This is a genomic window from Wolbachia endosymbiont of Wiebesia pumilae (genome assembly GCF_017869285.1).
Taxonomy (GTDB): Bacteria; Pseudomonadota; Alphaproteobacteria; order Rickettsiales; family Anaplasmataceae; genus Wolbachia; species Wolbachia pipientis.
This window is the reverse complement of the sequence record NZ_CP054557.1, coordinates 244,010-263,791: the sequence shown is the minus strand read 5'-3', so window position 1 is coordinate 263,791 and position 19,782 is coordinate 244,010. Positions and strand designations below refer to the sequence as shown.

At 33.8% G+C, this 19,782-nt stretch carries 13 protein-coding genes and 2 pseudogenes; 13 read left to right on the top strand and 2 right to left on the bottom strand.

Going from position 1 to position 19,782, the window contains the following annotated elements; genetic code table 11:
- Positions 1 to 464 precede the first annotated feature (464 nt).
- The 5 genes and pseudogenes from HUB92_RS01290 (at position 465) to HUB92_RS01270 (ending at position 7,347) form a co-directional block, all read left to right on the top strand.
- Positions 465 to 2,222 carry a hypothetical protein gene (locus HUB92_RS01290; RefSeq protein WP_209472989.1) on the top strand — a complete coding sequence of 586 codons (1,758 nt, stop codon included), beginning with the start codon at positions 465 to 467 and terminating at the stop codon, positions 2,220 to 2,222.
- A gap of 338 nt (positions 2,223 to 2,560) precedes the next feature.
- Entirely contained in the window at positions 2,561 to 5,152 is a 2,592-nt protein-coding gene (locus tag HUB92_RS01285) for an ankyrin repeat domain-containing protein (RefSeq protein ID WP_209472987.1), read from the top strand.
- 183 nt (positions 5,153 to 5,335) lie between these two features.
- Positions 5,336 to 5,555 (top strand): annotated as a pseudogene (locus tag HUB92_RS01280) (transposase); the annotation flags it as partial.
- A gap of 405 nt (positions 5,556 to 5,960) precedes the next feature.
- Complete coding sequence (locus HUB92_RS01275; protein WP_015589130.1) at positions 5,961 to 6,446, top strand: ankyrin repeat domain-containing protein; 486 nt, start codon at positions 5,961 to 5,963, stop codon at positions 6,444 to 6,446.
- A gap of 289 nt (positions 6,447 to 6,735) precedes the next feature.
- A complete protein-coding gene (locus tag HUB92_RS01270; protein ID WP_244663088.1) occupies positions 6,736 to 7,347 on the top strand; it encodes a hypothetical protein in 612 nt (203 codons plus the stop codon).
- On the opposite strand, the gene HUB92_RS01265 is transcribed toward HUB92_RS01270, so the two are convergent.
- Positions 7,331 to 8,097 (bottom strand): IS5 family transposase gene (locus HUB92_RS01265; RefSeq protein WP_410543339.1). Its coding sequence is split into 2 segments (ribosomal slippage): positions 7,331 to 7,770 and positions 7,770 to 8,097, totalling 768 coding nucleotides; the frame shifts between segments, so codons are not numbered across the junction. The two genes, HUB92_RS01270 and HUB92_RS01265, sit on opposite strands and share 17 nt — an antisense overlap.
- 132 nt (positions 8,098 to 8,229) lie before the next feature.
- On the opposite strand from HUB92_RS01265, the gene HUB92_RS01260 reads away from it, so the two are divergent.
- Both HUB92_RS01260 and HUB92_RS01255 read left to right on the top strand, forming a co-directional pair.
- A protein-coding gene (locus HUB92_RS01260) for an IS5 family transposase (RefSeq protein WP_209472530.1) occupies positions 8,230 to 9,056 on the top strand; the annotation gives its coding sequence in 2 pieces (ribosomal slippage) (positions 8,230 to 8,617 and positions 8,617 to 9,056; 828 coding nt in all).
- Positions 9,040 to 9,420 (top strand): hypothetical protein, encoded by a 381-nt coding sequence (locus HUB92_RS01255; protein WP_244663087.1) that lies wholly within the window; start codon positions 9,040 to 9,042, stop codon positions 9,418 to 9,420. Before HUB92_RS01260 ends, HUB92_RS01255 begins: the two co-directional genes overlap by 17 nt.
- Here the strand turns inward: HUB92_RS01255 and HUB92_RS01250 are convergent.
- Positions 9,409 to 10,320 (bottom strand): Rpn family recombination-promoting nuclease/putative transposase, encoded by a 912-nt coding sequence (locus tag HUB92_RS01250; protein WP_015589128.1) that lies wholly within the window; start codon positions 10,318 to 10,320, stop codon positions 9,409 to 9,411. The genes HUB92_RS01255 and HUB92_RS01250 overlap by 12 nt on opposite strands.
- Positions 10,321 to 10,900: 580 nt before the next feature.
- Between HUB92_RS01250 and HUB92_RS07225 the strand changes: the two are divergent.
- The 6 genes and pseudogenes from HUB92_RS07225 (at position 10,901) to HUB92_RS01210 (ending at position 19,571) form a co-directional block, all read left to right on the top strand.
- Positions 10,901 to 11,993: pseudogene (locus HUB92_RS07225) on the top strand (IS3 family transposase).
- Positions 11,994 to 12,803: 810 nt separating this feature from the next.
- On the top strand, positions 12,804 to 13,568 hold the full coding sequence (coxB, locus tag HUB92_RS01230; RefSeq protein ID WP_010962498.1) for a cytochrome c oxidase subunit II: 765 nt from the start codon (positions 12,804 to 12,806) through the stop codon (positions 13,566 to 13,568).
- A gap of 15 nt (positions 13,569 to 13,583) precedes the next feature.
- Complete coding sequence (gene ctaD / locus HUB92_RS01225; protein WP_209472985.1) at positions 13,584 to 15,134, top strand: cytochrome c oxidase subunit I; 1,551 nt, start codon at positions 13,584 to 13,586, stop codon at positions 15,132 to 15,134.
- 1 nt (position 15,135) lies between these two features.
- A complete protein-coding gene (locus tag HUB92_RS01220) occupies positions 15,136 to 16,023 on the top strand; it encodes a heme o synthase (protein ID WP_209472983.1) in 888 nt (295 codons plus the stop codon).
- A gap of 175 nt (positions 16,024 to 16,198) precedes the next feature.
- On the top strand, positions 16,199 to 16,636 hold the full coding sequence (rnhA, locus tag HUB92_RS01215; RefSeq protein WP_151807582.1) for a ribonuclease HI: 438 nt from the start codon (positions 16,199 to 16,201) through the stop codon (positions 16,634 to 16,636).
- Complete coding sequence (locus tag HUB92_RS01210) at positions 16,629 to 19,571, top strand: YhdP family protein (RefSeq protein ID WP_209472981.1); 2,943 nt, start codon at positions 16,629 to 16,631, stop codon at positions 19,569 to 19,571. Before rnhA ends, HUB92_RS01210 begins: the two co-directional genes overlap by 8 nt.
- Positions 19,572 to 19,782: the final 211 nt, after the last annotated feature.

Below are 19,782 nucleotides of genomic sequence, written 5' to 3'. Positions count from 1 at the left end.
CAACAACAATTTAATTATTTACTTTCTAAAAAACACGAAAAAGTACGTACCTTTGTGAGAACAATTTAAATAAAAGCGGCGTTGTGAAAATAAAAACGTAAAATTGTTGCAACGAAGTTGGGCAAATTAGTTCATACCTAAATGTGGCAAAAGTAGGCTAATATAGCTGATTTTGCAATATAATAAAATTATTATAAAGAAAAGTTCGAACGATACACTTGGTAGTCCAATCCATCCCAAAACAAACTCTTTTCACGACCCTTGGTTTTGAATGCTGGAAATGGTTGTGTTATTTGAGTTAGTGGTAATTAATGTTAAAGAGTGAAAATTAGTTTATTTGGAAATAAAAGGAAAATTCATTGCAATTCTATATTTAAAATAGAATAAAGCTCTTTTTGCATCATGTATTAATAAAAAAATATATTTTTTTGCGTATCCTTTCGTTTTAATTAATATGAAGTGATATGACACCTAATGTAGAGTTTAAAGATAATCACGGCACATCAATATCAAATTTGGAAAATGTTAAAATTATAACCTTGAGCGATGAGAAAGGTAATAAGTATACTTTAGATGCAAGCAATGGTAGTCTGGAATTAAAATATAAACAAGATGGTCAAGGTGAAATAAGCTATAAAGTAGGAGGTTTAGCGGCAGCTTTTAAAAGTCTACTTGATATGAAAAGTACTAACAATGATGAACATACAGTACTTGAAGAGAAGTTAGCAGAAAAGTCCATAGTGGAGGCGATATTTTATGCAAAAGATTTTGATAAGGGTGATAGAATCTCTAACTTGATACTAGATAGTACATTTTCTAGGCGAGATGTTCTGCCTGCTTACCTAAATAAAAAGGCTGATGTTGAAAATGTATATACTAAGGAAGAAGTAGATGAAGGATTAAATAAAAAGGTTGATGTTGAAAATGTATATACTAAGGAAGATACAGATAGAGGATTTATTTCTCGTGACAGTGACGGAATCAATAGATTAGCAAGGGAATTATTTTATAAACATGATCCCAATGCAACTTCAATTTTAGTTAATACATTAGGGAAGCTTCTTGATGAAAAATATGAAATATATGGTGATAATAAAACAGCAAAAGATTTTTTGGCAGAAAAGGGTAATTTTGCTAAAGCTGATGGCTCTAATATAAAAATTTTAGAATTCACGAAAAAAATACTTGATGCAACAGAGGATATAGGAGATGGGAAAAAGAAATCAATTTTAGTGGAGAAATTAGGCAGATTTCTTGATCAAACTGCTGATAACGAAAATGCTTATGATGGTAAGATAGCAAAAGCTTTTTTAGGAGACAAGGGGGTGCAGGGATCAAAAGGTGCAGATGGTCCTCAAGGTCCGGCAGGTAGAGATGGAAAAAGCCCATCAATTGAGGAAGTCGCTGTACAGCTACTTACTGATGAAAATAAAGATATATTGGGAAAAACAGTACTTGATATAACTGATAGCACTGGTCAAAATCTTGCTACTCATGTTGCTAATAAAATAAATCTTAATTCGCAGGATTTTATAAATAAAGCTGATCCAATAAAACTCGCTGAGTTGCTTTTTAATAAAAGTAACTTAGATCAACTTGCAGCCAAAAAGATTGCCGAAGATAAAGTTAGCTCGTATAAGATTTCTGAACTAGTATTTAACGATGCTAAGAATGCACTAGCAGAGAATTATCAGTGGGATCAAAAGAGCTTTATTGAAGATATAATAAAAAATGTCGGCACTTCTAGGTTAGCTGAGTTGTTATTTAATGCTGGCAGTATAGAGAAAGGTGAAGCAAAAAGAATTACTGAAGGGAAGGTTAGCCCTGAAAAATTAGCTGAATATTTGTTTAATGCAAGTGGCTTAGGCGATAATATAGATGAGTCGAAGACGTTAGTCAATAACGTAACTCAGCACCTTTTGAATACCAAGGTAGATGAAATAGGGAAAGCGGTTGTGAAGGATAATGAAAATAGAGAGATCTTAGCAGGTAGTCGTATTTTGCAGGAAGGAGTGGCAGAAAAATTAATTAGTAGCAACACAAATAAATTGGGACAAGCTATTCTGAATGTGAAAAACAAATTTGGTAATGACGCAAAACCTGTGCTGGAAACTCATCTTGCCAATAACAGCAGCTTTCAGGAAGCTGTGGCAGGAAATCAAGATTTAAGGACTGCAGTAACAGCTAATTTTGGGAGCAATAGAGATTTTGCAATATTGTAACAAGAGATCTTAGTAGAGATGAAGAAAGTCTGTTAATTGATAGGCTGCCTTTTTATGAAATTCCAGATGATCCAAATGCTCCGCTTTCTTGGAATTAGTAATGTAATTTTTGCTAGACCAACCGATTCCAAGAAAAATTGTTCTCACGCTTGCTGGTTTTGGGTGCTGGAAATGGTTATATTGTTTAGGTTTTTAACAGTATATATTGCTAAATTAGTAGCAATATATTAAAGACTTTCATCAAAAATTATTCCATAAAAAATTTCTAAATAGGGGTTGATAAGTTTTAAAAATGGAGTATTGTACTGAGTAGGAAAATAGTTTTTTTTATATAGTTTATGAAAGATCAAACGAGCCTTACAACGGATTTTACGCATGCTATAGAAAATGACGACTTTAAACGGTTGGAGGAATATATTGATCAACATATTGATAAATATAATGTTAATCGTGAACTTTTAGATAAGTTGCCTTTGCTGTCCTGGGCTGCCTGTAAAAATAGTGTAAATGTAGCTCAACTTCTTCTTAGTATTGGTGCTGATATTGACATTAGATGTGACCAAAATTGGACACCTCTACACTATGCTGTTAGTGCAGGTCAATACGATATGGTTAGATTTCTTGTTGATCAAGGTGCCAGCATTTTAGCTAAGGATAATAATGTTAAGACACCTTTACGCATAGTAAATGAGCTTGGTAACACAGAAGTAGCAAACTTTTTGAGAGCAAAGCTAGATAAATATTTATTTTCTGCTATAGAAAGAAAAGATATTAGAAAGGTTAGTGATTTTCTTGATGGAGGTGCTAATATTGAGGCTAAAGGTATAAACAATCAAACGCCTTTGTGTGTAGCTTCTTGTAAGGGTAATTTGTATGTCCTTAAACTTCTTCTCAGTAGAAATGCTAAGGTTAACGTTCAAGATGATAGTAGAAAAACACCTTTACATTATGCTGCTAGGGAAGGTCATTCAGATGTAGCTGAACTTCTTCTTGGCCGTGGTACTATGATTGATGCTGAAGACTGTTTTGGTATGGCTCCTCTACACTATGCTGCTTACCACAATAGAAAAAATATGGTTAGCTTTCTTATAAAACAAGATGCCAAAATTGAGGCCGTGGATAAAGAAGCTAAAACACCTTTACATTATGCTGCTGGGAAAGGTCATTTAGATGTAGCTGAACTTCTTCTTGACCGTGGTGCTATAATTGATGCTGAAGACCGTTTTGGTATGACTCCTCTACACTATGCTGCTTGCTACAATAGAGAGGATGTGGTTAGCTTTCTTATAAGCCGAGATGCTAAAGTTGAGGCCATGGATGAAGAAGATAAAACACCTTTACATTATGCTGCTGGGGAAGGTCATTTAGATGCAGCTAAACTTCTTCTTGACCATGATTCTATAATTAATGCTAAAGACCGTTTGGGTATAGCTCCTCTACACTATGCTGCTTACTACAATAGAGAGGGTATGGTTAGCTTTCTTATAAGCCAAGGTGCTAAAGTTGAGGCCATGGATGAAAAAGCTAGAACACCTTTACATTATGCTGCTAGGGAAGGTCATTTAGATGTAGCTAAACTTCTTCTTGAATGTGATGCTAAGGACTGTTATGATCGGGATCCTTTATATTATGCTGATTCGTATAATAAATTAGATGTAGTTAGACTGCTTGAAGGTAGGAATGGTGTGAACACTTGTAACCCTCTTACTAATTTTTTAAGTGCATGTATCCATTCCCCTATTGCTCGTTACTTCGGAAGTGTTTGCGTAGAAGGAGCGCCAATTTTATACAGAAGGCAACGTGCCTCTGCAATTGATCACAATGCTTTGGAAGGTAGTTTACGACTCTTCAGTATCTGTAAAGGAGGAAGAGAAGGTATAGATAAAACACGTTTCAATAAAGAGATTAGTTATCTACATGAAAATGCTTATTTGTATGATGTTTTACTGTTACAAGATGAGGAAAATCAAAACACACTTTTGCATGTGGTTATTAAAGAAAATCAGGTTGATCTTGTAAAAGAACTTTTGTGTATTCTTAAGGAGCCATATCGTTCGAATAAGGTGTATAAGTGCAAGTATTTTGAAGATAAGCAAGAAAATGAAAAGCCGCTTTCTAAAGTTATTAATTCTAAGGATAAAGACGGAAAAGATGCAATTACTCTGGCTATTGAAGGTAATGACCCAGAATGTATTTCGGCTCTTTTCAAGTATTTAACTTATGAAAATATTAACAGAAGGAAAGATGTTAAAAGCGATTACACACCTCTACATGAAGCTGTGCGTTCTAGAAGTAGTAACGCAATTAGTGCGCTTCTAAAATCAGAGCATGTAAACGTTGAGCTCATAGATGGAAGATCTTACAGAGCATGGAAATATGTTAATAATGAAGAAACAAAACAATTGTTTATTAGGTATTATAGTGATAAAATTAATGATTTGCGTAAAGAATTAGCACATTGCAATGAAAAATTAGCGCAAGTCGAGTATTTCCTGTGCAGAACAAAACTTGCTTTTGTATGCTCTGCAGCTTTTGGCTCTTGTCTTAATATGTATAAAAATTTTCATGATGCAAGAAGTGGAGATATGCCAGGTGTTACCATTCATCCTCTCTTGTTGTTATTTTCTAGTGCTACAGGTCTAATAGTGTTGTGTAATCATTTTATCGATTTAACACTTTCAAAGTATAAAGAAGAAAGTGTTAGCTTGCAAAAAAAATTGGACAGTTTTAGAGAAGCAAGAGATAAGTTGGAAAATAAATTACTTCATTTTCAAGAAGGTACATCTCAGGGTATTAGGACGAATTCAATTTCTACGCAACTATCTGATTATGATGACGTACCTGGAACATTAGAATCACCTACCTCTATAAAGAGCTTTGAAAGCTCAGCAAAGGTATCCGTTTATAACCTGCCTAAGGAATTTAAGTAGCCTAATTTAGTAAGTACATAGAAGTAATCATATTAAAGAAGATATTGGTTTTTGAAGTAAGAGGAGAAAGCTCACAATCTTTGCTCATGTGTCTAAATTGGAGAACCAAGAGAAAGTTTGTTCCACAATAGAGATGTTCAAAAAAGTGTGTCAAATCAAAAAGAAAGTAATAAATTGATATAAAAAGGTGAAATAGAAAACCACTTATTGGCTGAAAGTGAAGAAAATAATAGAAAAAATGGGAGAAATGCAAAGGCTTTACGTACAAGTGCAGATTCATTTGAACTTTTAACACCAAGAGATAGAGAAGGAACCCCAAATAGTCAAAAAAAGGCAAATAAATTTACATCCAGGGCTTGAAACGAAGATTTTAAGCACATTTGCAAGACCAATCGATTTCCAAAAAAATCTTCTCATGCTAGCTGGTTTTTATTGCTGAAAGTGGTTGTATTATTTAGGTTCTTAGTAATATTTAATATTAAATTAATAGTAATTCATTAAAAATTTTCATCAAAAATTATTTCAAAAAAATTTTAAATTAGGGGTTGACAAGTTTTAAAAGTGGAGTACTATTCCTGAAATACATTAGATTACTAATTTTTTATGGTATGTAAGTGTGTGATGGCTAAGGTAATTTTACTTTTGTGAGCGGGCTATGTTATGTGAGGGCATTCCAGAATTCTTGTTTGAGGGAAGATGGTCCTTTCTGTGTTGCTTGAGGAAAGAAAAAAGCTCAGGGTAAGAGTGGCTTGTTATAGTGTGATTGCTTAGTTAAGTTAGGTAAGTTTTTATAAATGTGGAGGGACAAATGACTTTAAACAATGATGATTTATTAGTTAGTGCTGCAGGAGCAGGACGCCTTAGTGACGTTAGAGAACTTCTTGAGAAAGGGGCTAATATTGAAGCTAGAGATAGTGATGGTTACACATCTTTGCATAGGGCTGCTGAAGGAGGTCATTTAGAGATAATTAGATTTCTTATAGATAAGGGGGCTAACATTGGAGCTAAAAATAAGGATGGTGGAAAACCTTTAGATGTAGCAAATACCTCTCGTCAGTCAGAAGTAGTAAACTTTTTAGGACCAAAGCAAAGTGAGTATGATAGACTTTTATTTGCTGCTGTAGAAAGTGGGAATGTTAGTGAAGTTACAAATCTTCTCAATATTGGAGCTAGTATTGAAGTTAAAGGTGTAGAAAATGCGGAGTTTAGGTTAGCCCGTTATGTAAAAAGAATTATGGAGATGAGTAATTACCATAATGTTCATTCGGAAAAAAATCTGAGCTTGAAAGGATAAAAGGAGAATTACCAGAGTCAGTAAAGAATGCAGTATTTTCATCGGAGGTATGTATTAAAAGTGTTTACTATAGTAATGAGTATTTATATCCTGCTAGTGATTATCTTAGCCATGATAGGGATAGAAGGAGAGTATTTACTTGGAGGCCAGGGGGCAAAGATAGTTCATGTCAATGGAAATTTGAACCTGAAGGTAACAACATATATATAAAAAGCACTTATTTTAATGAGTATTTATATCCTGCTAGTGATTATCTTAGCCATGATAGGGATAGAAGGAGAGTATTTACTTGGAGGCCAGGGGCAAAGATAGTCCATGTCAATGGAAAATTGAGGATTGTGGATCTACTCGCAAGAAGCGTGATGTACAATATAGTATTACAAAAGAAGCTAAGTGTGATCTATCTTATGATAATGCATCAGACAATTCATCGCAAAGTGACGAAATAGGCTATAACAAAATAGGAGCTACAAGCGGAGCAAGTAAGCCGTCTTCATGGATAGATGCTGTTAAAGGTGTTTTTCAGTTTATCTCTTCCCCTTTAAGGGCTGCGTTGCCTTCATTTTCAGAAAATAGCTCTAGCCGTTCTGGTACAGCAGGAAGTAGCTCCAATCATTCTGATACAGTAAGAAACCCAAATATCCAATATACTAGCCAATTTAGTCGTGAAGTTTGTGCGAGTAATAATGCTAGCTTGATGTTTTTCTTGTTACAAGCTTTTCTAGATAAAAAGTGTCCTCTTCCTAAGTTTTCTGATGTTAATCCTGTAAAGGCTCTTTTTTACACATCGGATATTATAAAGTCGTTCAAGGAAGTATTAGAGAAGCAAGCTGAATCGAAAGGTGGTATAAAAATGCACCGCTTAGAACCTGTCTTGAAAGGAACTAAGCAGCTAATTTAGCAAGCATAATAGTAATCATATTAAAGGAGATATTAGTTTTTGAAGTAAGAGGAGAATGCTCATAATCCTTGCTCATACGTCTAAAATTGGAAAGCCAAGCAAAAGTTCTTTCAACAATCCACCGTTTAGGAATAACTTGAAATCCTACAGCATCAGCTGCTTTTTTAGTAATCGTCAATAAACATCCTGTTTTCAATAAACAGTAATTTTGCAATTTACCAATATATCCCTGATCAGCGAGAAACCTTTGTAGCGTTGAAGCTTTTCGTTTAGCTTGAGTAAAAAGATTTAGAGCACCATCACGATCTTGAATGCCTGCACTATGAACATCAGCTGTAATAATTAGGCCTATTGTATCCACAATGATGTGACGTTTTCTACCCTTTATTTTCTTGCCAGCATCATATCCTCTGGATCCCCTTTTTGAGTGGTTTTCACTGATTGACTGTCAATTATTCCTACCGAAGGTATTTCATTTTTGCCAACCATTTTTCTTACCTTTTTTACTAACATATCGTGTATTTCTTCCAATTTGCCACTATTACGCCACCTGAGAAAATAATCATACACCGTTTTCCATGGCGGAAAATCTTTTGGCAGCATTCTCCACTGGCAACCACCTTTCATTATGTATCTTATTGCATTAATAATTGTTCTAATATTGTGCTTTCTTGGCCGTCCTACTGCACCTTGTGCAACACTTGGCTCCAAAATTTCCCATTCTTTGTCACTTATATCACTTGGATACATTTTTACCTACTATTTTTTACTTATCTCATCATATTCTCTTTCTCATTTCTTTTCAAGACAGGCTCTTAGATATTAGACTTCTTTCGAAACTAGGATAAAGTAGTAAAAATAGTAATTTTGAGGTAAGGAGAAATGAAGTATGAAATAGTGAAAGAGCTCGATAAAGGGGAGTTTCGTCGACTAACAGGAGTAAAGAGATCAACATTTAACAAAATGGTAGGGATTTTATGTGAAGAGAATAAAAAAAAGAAAGCCAAAGGAGGAAGGAAAAATAAGCTAAACGAGGAGAATATGCTGCTCATGGTATTAGAATACTTACGAGAATACCGTACATATTTTCACATAAGTCAAAGTTATGGAGTAAGTGAAAGTACGGCATATAAAACTGTAAAATGGGTAGAGGATACTCTAATACAACACCCAGATTTCGCATTGCCAGGACGGAAAGAACTCCTAAAAAGCGACGTGGAATATAAGATTCTGGTGATTGATGCAACGGAAACACCTGTAGAGAGACCAAAAAAAAGCAGAAAAGATTTTATTCAGGAAAGAAGAAAAAACATACGCTAAAAACCCAAATAATTGCAGAAAAGAAGAGCAAGAAAATTATTTGTACGTCATTTTCAAACGGGAGAAAGCATGACTTTCGGCTTTTCAAGGAGTCAAAAGTGCATGTATCAGAAGGTATAAAAGTTTTAGCCGATGCTGGCTATAGAGGTTTTCAGAAAATTCACAAAAATGTCGAGTTGCCACACAGAAGGATGAAAAAGAGTCCCTTAATTAAGGAAAAAAAGGTAGAAAATCGGGAGCTAGCAAGCAAAAGAGTAGTAGTTGAGAATGTAATTGGTCTGTTAAAAAGATTCAAAATTATTGCAGACAGATACCGCAATCGGAGAAAACGTTTTGGCTTAAGATTCAATTTTATAGCAGGAATTCACAATTTTGAGCTGTCTATATGAGTTTCGAAAGAGGTCTATTAATTTTGAGAAATTATTTGAGAAGATTAATGAAAAAATTAGGAGTGGTGAATTTAATGAAATTTCAGGGATTTTAAAATCATACGCAGAGGAAGCATTGCCTGGTAGAGAACCCGGAGATCCCGGTAGATTAAGTCCGAAAAAGTTTGATAAGTTTATGGCTGAATTTAATAGAAGAATAGACCCAGTAATAAATCAATTAATGCAACAAATGTTAAGCAGATTAGAAGTGAGTGACGTAAAAGAACAACAAATAAGCTTGGAGCCTAAAAGTTATCTAAATAATACTTCTGTTCAATGTCATTTAACTCAAGCTAGAGGTCAAGGTAAAGTATTAATTCCTTAATTTTTGAATTTCATCTATCGAAAGGCCGGTAATTTGAGCGATAACATCAATAGAGACACCGGCCTTAAGTGAGTTCTTTGCCACTTCGATTTTCTCTGCTTTTCTGCCTTTTTCATGTCCGATTTGGATGCCTTCTTCTTTACCTTCTTCTCTACCTTTTTCAGTAGCATCATCAAGTTTTTGAGCGAGGACAGCCTGTTCATCAAGAATACGTTTTATTTCCTGTTCATAGGCAATAAATTCTTTTTCTGACCAGTTGAATCTATTTAGCTCTTCATAGGCCTTTTTAATTATTACATCACTACCTATTATTTTTTCCAGCTCTTCTTCACTAGTCTCATCTGCATATCGAAAAAAATAAACCCATTTTTCAACTATATTTTCCAACTGATCTTCCTTATTCTTTGGAAATTTTGGCAACTCAATAAATATAAAATAGAAATCTTTTAGATCATGCTCATTAGTGTCTTCATCTCGAATAGTATGCTTTGATTTGTACTCAGATTTATTAGGAAACAGTACACAATCTGCTATAGCAATGAAGATAATTTCCTTAAGGTTATGATACTGGTCACCTTTATCAGCTTGCCTTGAGTAAGCTTTAGCAGCATAGTATTGGGCACGTTTTTCAAAGCCTTTAGTTTTAGCGACCTGCATTTCGCAAATGTATTGAGCACCTGTAGAATCTCTACAGAGAACATCAACAATACTTTGCTTTTTAGCGGCGATATCGGGGTCTTGAATAGTACTTAAAAACTCTATATCCTTTATTTCATTTTTACCAGTAAAGCCAAGAATATCATTGAGGAAGTGAATAAGGATATCTCTATTTTTTTCAGTACCGAAGATACGCTTAAACGATACATCATTTTTGGGATCAAGAAACTTAGAAAAAGTCATAAGAAAGAACCTTAAAAAGCATTAATAATTATACATAATTCTGAAGAAATGTTCAAGTTTTTTATTTTTTTAAGTTTTGAATGCGTTGATGAAAAAAATGTCTCCCATAGATGGCTTTAGAATGCTACTACGCACCTTAGACGTCCTTTTGTACATCTTTTATTAACCCTTCTATAAAGCGCCTTAAAAGGCCGGCAAATGGATGCTATGAGTTTGGAGCTGTAGGAGACATCAAAGATACCCTTTTTGGTGTATAAAAATACGAATCTACGACAACATCGTTTAAAGAAATTAGCAGCTATTAATATCTTCTACCTTTTCATAAAAAAATAAACAAAAAAAAATTGAAAATTTGATTTGACTTCACCCAAAAGCTATGGCTTTATGCCAATACTGCTAAGAAAATAACAGTAAACATTTAAAAATAATTTATTATTAGTGAAGGGTATATTATATGAACAATAAGAATAAAAGTAAAGATCGTAAAAAAGAAATAGAGTTCCGAATTGACCTTACCCAGAAAAAGTGGAGAGAAAGAAAGGAGTTTTTTCGGGTAAAATAAAATTTTGGAGGATTAGAAATGGCAAGAGAATATACAGCAGAATTCAAATTGGAAGCTGTTAAGCTGGCAAATGAACAAAGAAAGGTAGGTCAACCAGTTGCAAAAGTAGCAAGAGATCTAGGAATAAGGGATAGTGTATTAGGAAAATGGATGAAGAAATATGACGAAAAAAAGCAGCGGCAAATGCATTTCCAGATGTAGCACCTTATGACAAAGAGAGATTTGATTTACAGAAAGAGTTAGCAAAAGTAACAAGAGAAAGAGACATTTTAAAAAAAGCCCTGGCCAGTCAAAAAGAGTAAAATATTTTTTTATATAGTAACTGCTATAAAGTACAGGAATTATGTAGGATTTTCTGCTAGTGGCTACTATAAGTGGACCACAAGAAAAATAAGCAGTAGAGAATCAGCAAATAAAGAGTTATTAGCAGATATTCAAAAAATATATCAAGCTTCTAAATGTAGATATGGAGCTCCTAAAATTCATGCTGAATTGAAGGCTTTGGGTAAAAGTTGCAATTTGAAAACGGTGCAAAGTATTATGCAGAAAAATGACATCAGGGCTATACTGAAAAGAAAGTTTAAAATTAAAAAACAACAAACAGATAATAGAGCTGTAGCTCCCAATATACTAGATCAAAACTTTATTGTTGATCAACCAAATAAAGTATGGGATTACTTATATAAAAACCAAAGAAGGATGGCTATATTTGGCAACAATAATCGATCTATATTCACGCATGGTAGTTAATGAGCAGTTCAATAAATAAACAATTGGTTATGGACTCTTTATTAATGGCCGTTAACAAGCGTAAACCTGCCAAAAATCTACTATTACATAGTGATCAAGGTTCACAATATACTTTGCAAGGTTATCAATATCTCTGATCCATAAAAAACATAGATGAGTCATAAAGGTTGTTGTTACGACAATTCTGTTGTGGAAAGCTTCTTTAGCTCATTGAAAAGAGAAATACTTATTGATACTTCACAACACTCTGCTCAACAAACTAGAACTGCAATATTTGAATACATAGAAATTTTTTATAACAAACAACGTCACTATTAACTATTGCATTCCTGAGCATTTTGATTCATCATTCTCTTTGTGAAAAACATTCCAAACTTTCTCTCCACTTTTTCTGGATAAGGTCAAAAAAAACGCCGATATTTTAGTACATAGTAAATAGCCAACCACCACGGGGCTTCTTTTGCCTTTTTTTTTATTTGGTAAATTTCTTAATGTTTATGGCTAAACGACAATCGTCATCCCGCTACGTGTTAGCGGGATCTATGCTTTGAGATACTGCGAATGAATCGCGGTATGATGGTTAAGTAAGGGATCTATGCTAAGAGATGCCAAAGACCTTCATGAAACTTTGCCCATTTGGCTTCTCTAAAGATTTCGTTTACAGAATCTAGTAACTCAGCTATGCAGAATAAAAAAAGTTTGTATGGTATACAAATAGTGTGTTTTTTTTATAATTATTTTCTATAATACATAAACCTTTGGTCCAAGCTGTAAATGCCACCATAGGCATTAAAAGTTAATTAACAAACTGCAATGTATAATGAAATAAAGAAACTTGTAAGACTTTGATCTTACAGATTATAAACTTGTCATAAAGTTTAATAGTGTCTGTTACTGCTTTTAGGTGTGAGGCTAGAGGGTTATTAGCAGTAACAGACACTATTAAACTTATTATAGAATTTACTTAAAGTAAATACTTAATTTAAAATATTATAATATTTTTACTTACAATAGATTTATGTAAATGCTTTTTTCCTCAATTAGTATTGTACTATTATACTTGTTGAATGCTAAAAAATTATTAACCATCACTAATCTCTATTTGCATAGTAAGTTTATATATACTATTATACAGTATATCACTTAGTTTTATAGCAAACAAACAAAAGATATGGTGAAGTTATTTGCACTATTGATAATATTTTACTCAAATATATCTGTTGCCTCTGCTCCTACTTCCTGGCAATTTGGATTTCCTGCTCCTGCAACTGAAGTAATGGAGGCTGTAGTTAGGTCACATTCGTTTGTGATGCTTGTGATGGTTACAATAATGCTTTTTGTGTGGGCGCTGCTTGCTTATATAGCGTTTCGCTTTCGTAAAAGCAAAGTAACAAACATAAGTAAAACTACCCATAGTGTTCCTTTAGAAATTATTTGGTTTGTTATACCAACTATCATTGTTGGAATATTAGCCTTTGAAAACGCTAAATTACTGAAGCTACAGGAAGAAATACCGAAAGCTGATATAACACTGAAAGTTATTGGCCATCAATGGTATTGGAGTTACCAATATCCAGAATATCAAGGTGTGTCATTTGATAGTTATATTAAGGGAAAAGAAGACTTTATCGAAGGAGATTTAAAGCTATTCTCTGTTGATAACAACATCATTTTACCCGTTAATACTAACGTTCGTTTACAAGTTACAGCAGGAGATGTGATACACAGTTGGGGAGTACCGGCTTTCGGTGTAAAAATTGATGCGATACCAGGTAGGCTGAATGAGGCGTGGTTTAATATCAAAAAGCCTGGTGTTTATTATGGGCAGTGCTACGAATTGTGTGGTCAAGGCCATGGATTTATGCCAATTGTTGTTGAAGCAGTAAGCAAAGAAGATTTTAATAAGTGGATTGAAAATAGAAAATTAGTGAGTTAAATTTGGAGTATAGATATGAGTGACGTACCAAAGGGCATAAAGCGTTGGTTGTTTTCCACCAATCATAAAGATATAGGGACACTGTACATTATTTTTTCCATATTAGCTGGAATTATTGGTGGATTATTATCAGTGATTATTCGCACTCAGCTAATGCACATTAATATACTTAACAATAACTATCAATTATATAACGTAATGGTTACAGGGCATGCGTTGATAATGGTGTTTTTTATGATAATGCCAGCCCTCATGGGAGGATTTGGTAACTGGTTTGTACCTCTCATGATTGGCGCACCAGATATGGCATTTCCTCGTATGAATAATTTAAGTTTTTGGTTATTAGTGTCATCTTTTATTTTGCTCATTCTCTCAGTGTTTATTGGTGAAGGTCCAGGTACAGGTTGGACTTTATATCCACCTCTATCACAGGTAATGTCCCATCCAAGTGCAGGAGTTGACATTGCTATACTTGCACTTCATGTTGCTGGTATGTCGTCAATTGTTGGGGCGATCAACTTTATAGTTACTATATTTAACATGCGCACAAAAGGAATGTCATTAATTAAGATGCCACTGTTTGTTTGGTCTGTCTTGCTAACAGCATTTATGTTGATTGTTGCCTTACCAGTGCTTGCCGGTGCTATAACTATGCTTCTTACTGATCGCAATATTGGTACTTCCTTTTTTGATCCTGCCGGTGGCGGCGATCCTGTGTTATTTCAACATCTATTTTGGTTTTTTGGTCATCCAGAAGTTTACGTAATTATTTTTCCTGCATTTGGCATCATAAGTCAGGTTGTATCAACTTTTTCTCACAGACCTGTATTTGGTTACATAGGGATGGTTTATGCAATGATAGGTATAGCAGTATTTGGCTTTATGGTTTGGGCTCACCATATGTTCACTGTTGGGCTTAGTGCTGACGCTGCTGCATTTTTTAGCACTACCACAATTTTTATCGGTGTTATAACTGGTGTAAAAGTCTTTAGCTGGATTGCAACTATGTGGGGTGGAGCAATTGAGTTTAAGACCCCTATGCTATTTGCACTAGGTTTTATTTTCATGTTTGTTGGCGGTGGCATAACGGGAATAATTCTTTCTCATGGTGGAATAGATAAGCTCCTGCACGACACCTATTATGTTGTTGCTCACTTCCATTATGTCATGTCACTTGCTGCATTATTTGGAGCTTTTGCTGGCTTTTATTATTGGATTGGTAAAATGTCGGGTAAACAATATAATGAGCGCTTAGGTCAAATCCACTTTTGGCTTACTTTTATTAGCACCAATATCACTTTTTTACCTCAACATTTCTTAGGATTAGCTGGTATGCCAAGGCGTATACCTGATTATCCTGATGCGTTTATCCCTTGGAATTATATATCCTCAATTGGTTCGTATATGTCCTTTGTTTCAGTTATGTTTTTTGTGTTTATAGTTATACATCTTTTTAAATGGGGCAAGAAAGCTGGAGATAATCCTTGGGAAGGTGACACCTTGGAATGGACGGTATCTTCACCACCGCCTTTTCATACTTTCGAAAAGCCACCAGTGGTAAAATAGAATGTACACAAGTGTTTTGCTAAATGTTGAATCAACAATACTGGATTTTTGGCGTTTGCTGAAGCCAAGGATAATGTATCTTGTGGTATTTACTGCAGTTGCTGGTATGGTTACTGCACCAGGTAGTATGCACCCTTTTCTAGCACTAATATCTCTTATGTGTGTTGCTCTTGGCTCAGGATCTGCAGGTGCTATAAATATGTGGTATGACAGAGACATAGATCTGCTCATGGAAAGGACAAAAAACCGCCCTATACCCTCAGGTAGAGTTTCTGCAGAAAGTGCGCTTGAATTTGGTATAACTCTTGGAATATTGTCAGTATTTATCATGGCAATAGCAGTAAACTATATTTCTGCTGCTTTGCTTGCTGTTAGCATATTATTTTACGTTTTCATATATACAATTTGGCTAAAAAGGCGTACTCCGCAGAATATCGTTATCGGTGGTGCAGCAGGTGCTTTCCCTCCAATGATTGGCTGGGCAGCTGTGACTAATTCTGTAAGTTGGGAAAGTTTCATTTTATTTTTAGTAATTTTTATGTGGACTCCACCACACTTTTGGGCCCTATCTTTAAATAAGTCTGAAGACTATGCAAAGGCATCGATTCCAATGTTCAATATTGTTTATGGTCCGGAAAAAACAAGAAAATATATATTAATTTATAGTGTTTTGCTGGTGCTAACTAGCTTGCTTCCGGCTCTATTTTTGAAAAAGGCTTTACTTTATCTAAGCATGGCAACCTTTGAAGGTTGCGTTTTTATTTGGTACGCTGTATCTGTTATGAAGTTCAAGAATCACAGCTCACAGAAAAAAATGTTTTCTTATTCAATTTCTTATCTATTTTCCCTATTCGCCAGTATTATTTTTTGTTCTATTGATTTATTTTAGTTATGAAAGAACGGCAGAAGCATAAAAACTATTTTTTACTTTTCCTTTTGGTAATGCTCGTTGTCACACTTTTTTTTGTTTCTATAATAAAATTTAAAGGTGCAGCTTAAACTACCTTTAGAAATTGTGCTTTCATAAAAGCAACTATATACTTTGTTAACCGATATAAACAAAGATGAGTAAAAAAGAAGTGACAATATATACGGATGGGGCGTGTTCTGGTAATCCTGGAGCGGGAGGATGGGCAGCTATCATATTATTTCAAGATTACAGAAAAGACATTTATGGTAGAGAAGAAAATACCACAAACAATAAAATGGAGTTAACAGCGGTGATCAATGGGCTGAAAGTATTGAAATTTTCTTGTAATATTAATTTATATACGGATAGTCTTTATGTTAAGCATGGCATAACAGAATGGATAAATAAGTGGAAAATGAATGGCTGGAAAACAAGTAATAAAAAATCAGTAAAAAATATGGAATTGTGGAAAGAGCTAGACAACGTTGCTTCACAACACGAAATTGATTGGAAGTGGGTTAAAGCACACAGTGGCGATAAGTATAATGAGGAGGCTGATAGTTTAGCGAGAAAAGCAATAATCGATGCTTAAAAAAATTACTATATTATTTTCCGTAGTTTTATTGTTCATATTGTGCTTCTTTATTTTTTTAAAGCCTTTAGAAATCAATATTAATTATATTAATTTTTATGTTAAACATAAAATATCAAAAATATTTGTTGGCTCAAGCGTTAATATGGAGAATACCTCAGTTGTTTGGCAGAAAGGTAGCAAAGATCCGTATTTAGTCATTACAGATTTGGCAATAGCAAACCCTAATTTTACTATAAAAGTTCCTGAGCTTTTTGTACATTTTAAGTTAAGTTCCTTATTTAAAGCTAGCACAAATCTCTCTCAGGTTTCAGCTGATAATGTGCATGTATGTATCAATCAGAAAGAAGCTGACTTTAAAGCAGTAAATTTTAATCTGCAAAACTCAGTAAAAACAATAAGGGAATTTTTTTTTGACTTAAGTGCGGATTCAAAAATTGAATTTACTAACATCGCTATTGATAAAAGCACAGAAGATGAATTTTTTATTGATAAATTATATATAGGGAAGGGGGAAGATTTTAATGTTTTAGATATTCATGTGAATACAAAAGATGGAAAGGGATTTTTGGATGATTTATCAATTACGATAAAAAATCGCAACAATTTGCTAAATGTGTACGGGACATTTTATGATCTAAAATTGGGACTATTGAGCAAGTTTTCTACATTAGTTAAAAGCTACAATTTGGACAAAAATATAGGATTCAAAGGAAGCTTCTCAGTGAAAATTAATAAAAAGGATGAAATTGTAGATGGAAATATATACGTATTAAATACAGAAAATTATTTGAACAAAAATTTGGCCTTAACTAATGTAAATATAAATTTAACATATAGTAATGGAATTATTAGTGTAAAAAACTTCCATTTTAAGTTAAATGACACGTATCTCTCTTTAATAGGCAAAATGAACTTTAGTGCAAGTCATGCTTTGCTTAGAATTAATATTAGTAAGTTTGCTGCAAAAGATTTATGTACTTATGTACCAGATGGTGTAGTGAATAATAAATTTAAAAGCTGGTATTGTGATAATATTGATGGGGATGTTTTAAATACCATTGTAAGTTTCAATGGCAAAATTAACAATTTGGTTGATGACGATCTGTCAGACATTGTAATTGTTGCTGATATAGAAAACGGTAGCGTAAAATTTGATGAAGATTTTGAGCAAGTAAAGGAATTAAAGGGTGATTTGATCATCAAGAATAACAATCTTAAAATTACTGTAAATAGTGCTAAGTTTCAGAATTTCACTATTAATGGTGGTGATATTGAAATGAAATCTCTCAATAAGGAAAATTCAGTTCTAACCATTAATGGCCAAGCTGTAAGTGATGCGTATGGTTTATATGAGCCTATAAGATTTAAGCTGGATGATGTGGTGAAGGTTGAAAGGGATAAAGTCAGTGGAATGGCAAAATCTATATTTAATTTTCGCATTTTTAATCTAAATGCTGATGACAAAAAAGTAGACTTCTCAGCAAATTTTCATTCTGAAATTGACAATTTGGCCGTCTATAATGCAAGTCTTGGTAAATATGATATTAAGCTTAGTTTTGGCAGTGACTTTATAGATTTAAATGGTAGTGGTATGGTGAATAACACACAGCTATTATTTGACCTGAAAAGTAGCAATAGGAATAAAAGCTTCGCCTGGAATTTGACCGGAGATTTACCCGCTCAAATACTTAATTTTGATGAAAATATAGGTGGCTATGTTAATGCAAATATAGAATCGGTGATAAATCAAGATAAGACTGGACATGTTAATGGTAATATGGATTTATCAGAGCTTGAATCACGTTCAAGTTATTTTGGGTGGAAAAATCGTTTTGAAGATCACAATAAAGTTTTGTTCTCTGTAAAATTAAAAGGTGCCGATGAATTGTTAATAGACAGATTAGATGTTATAGGAGATGACCTAGATATAAAATTCAGCGGAAGAGTAGAAAATGGAAATTTATATTTAAATTCTAGTAGCTTTAAATTGCCTGATAATGATTTTAGTATAGAAATTGAATCAGGTAAGGAGAGAAATGTTATAACTGTTCATGGTGAGGAAATTAACTTAAGTGATATTTTAGGCTTGCTTGGTAAAAACAGTAATGGATTAAACAAAGATATAGAGATTAGTATGAATGTTGACAATGTAATGATGAAAGAAGGCATCGTTATCAAAAATGCTAAGCTGAATGTAACCTGTACTAAAGGTAATTGCAATGGAAGTCAATTTACAGGACAGTTTCTAGAAGATAGCAGCAACATACTAGCGGAATACAGTGGAATAGGGCTCGAAATATATGCGGATAATGCAGGTATACTTTCGCGTTCCTTAGGCATTAGTAAATCAATTAAAAACGGCAAATTGTCTTTTTATCTCTCTCCTCAGAGAGAAAGTGGAGAACATTATGGTACGTTATCCATTAGCAATTTCTACATCAAAGATGCTCCACTACTTACTACTTTATTGTCGATGTCTTCATTGCCTGGCATTGTAAATGCCATAAAAAATGAAGGTGTATACTTTTACAAATGTAATGCACCTTTTTCATACAAAGATGGCACTATTGAAATTGAAGAATCTTGGCTTGAAGGGGCGGAGTTAGGTATTAGCACTGGTGGTAAGCTCGATATTAAAGATTATAAATTCCAGGTTGCAGGACAAGTAATACCAGCATATTCAATTAATAAATCTTTGTTAAAAATTCCTATAATTGGAAAACTTCTTACTGGTGGGAAAAGTAGGGGAATCGTTTCAATAGACTATAAAGCAAGTGGTGATGACAAAAACAATAACGTATCTGTTGATCTTATCTCTTCGCTAACTCCAAACCTATTAAAGAGGTTATTGGGAGTGTTTGATCGCATTATGACAAAAACTAACGAAAGTGGCTTAAAAGGTGGCGTGAAAAAGAAATTTGGTTCGATATGACCAAAAAGGAAGTTATTTAACAAAATTATGGACAAAAATGCAAGAATTTCAGAATGATCTACCTGGTTTTTTATTTAGTTGTTTAAGTAATACCACTCCCTTTAACCTCTCTATATTTGCTGAACAACTAAAAAGGGTAGGGGGGTGGTTGTAAATTGTATCTGTTCAGCAGAGTGGCAAAATAAGGTAGACGAGAAAAGACAACTATAGG

Bases quoted from the DNA above. Each gene is read 5' to 3' on its own strand.
- HUB92_RS01210 (WP_209472981.1), top strand. From the start codon at position 16,629: ATGCTTAAAAAAATTACTATATTATTTTCCGTAGTTTTATTGTTCATA.
- HUB92_RS01250 (WP_015589128.1), bottom strand. From the start codon at position 10,320: ATGACTTTTTCTAAGTTTCTTGATCCCAAAAATGATGTATCGTTTAAG.
- HUB92_RS01220 (WP_209472983.1), top strand. From the start codon at position 15,136: ATGTACACAAGTGTTTTGCTAAATGTTGAATCAACAATACTGGATTTT.
- coxB (WP_010962498.1), top strand. From the start codon at position 12,804: ATGGTGAAGTTATTTGCACTATTGATAATATTTTACTCAAATATATCT.
- ctaD (WP_209472985.1), top strand. From the start codon at position 13,584: ATGAGTGACGTACCAAAGGGCATAAAGCGTTGGTTGTTTTCCACCAAT.
- HUB92_RS01275 (WP_015589130.1), top strand. From the start codon at position 5,961: ATGACTTTAAACAATGATGATTTATTAGTTAGTGCTGCAGGAGCAGGA.
- HUB92_RS01285 (WP_209472987.1), top strand. From the start codon at position 2,561: ATGAAAGATCAAACGAGCCTTACAACGGATTTTACGCATGCTATAGAA.
- rnhA (WP_151807582.1), top strand. From the start codon at position 16,199: ATGAGTAAAAAAGAAGTGACAATATATACGGATGGGGCGTGTTCTGGT.
- HUB92_RS01290 (WP_209472989.1), top strand. From the start codon at position 465: ATGACACCTAATGTAGAGTTTAAAGATAATCACGGCACATCAATATCA.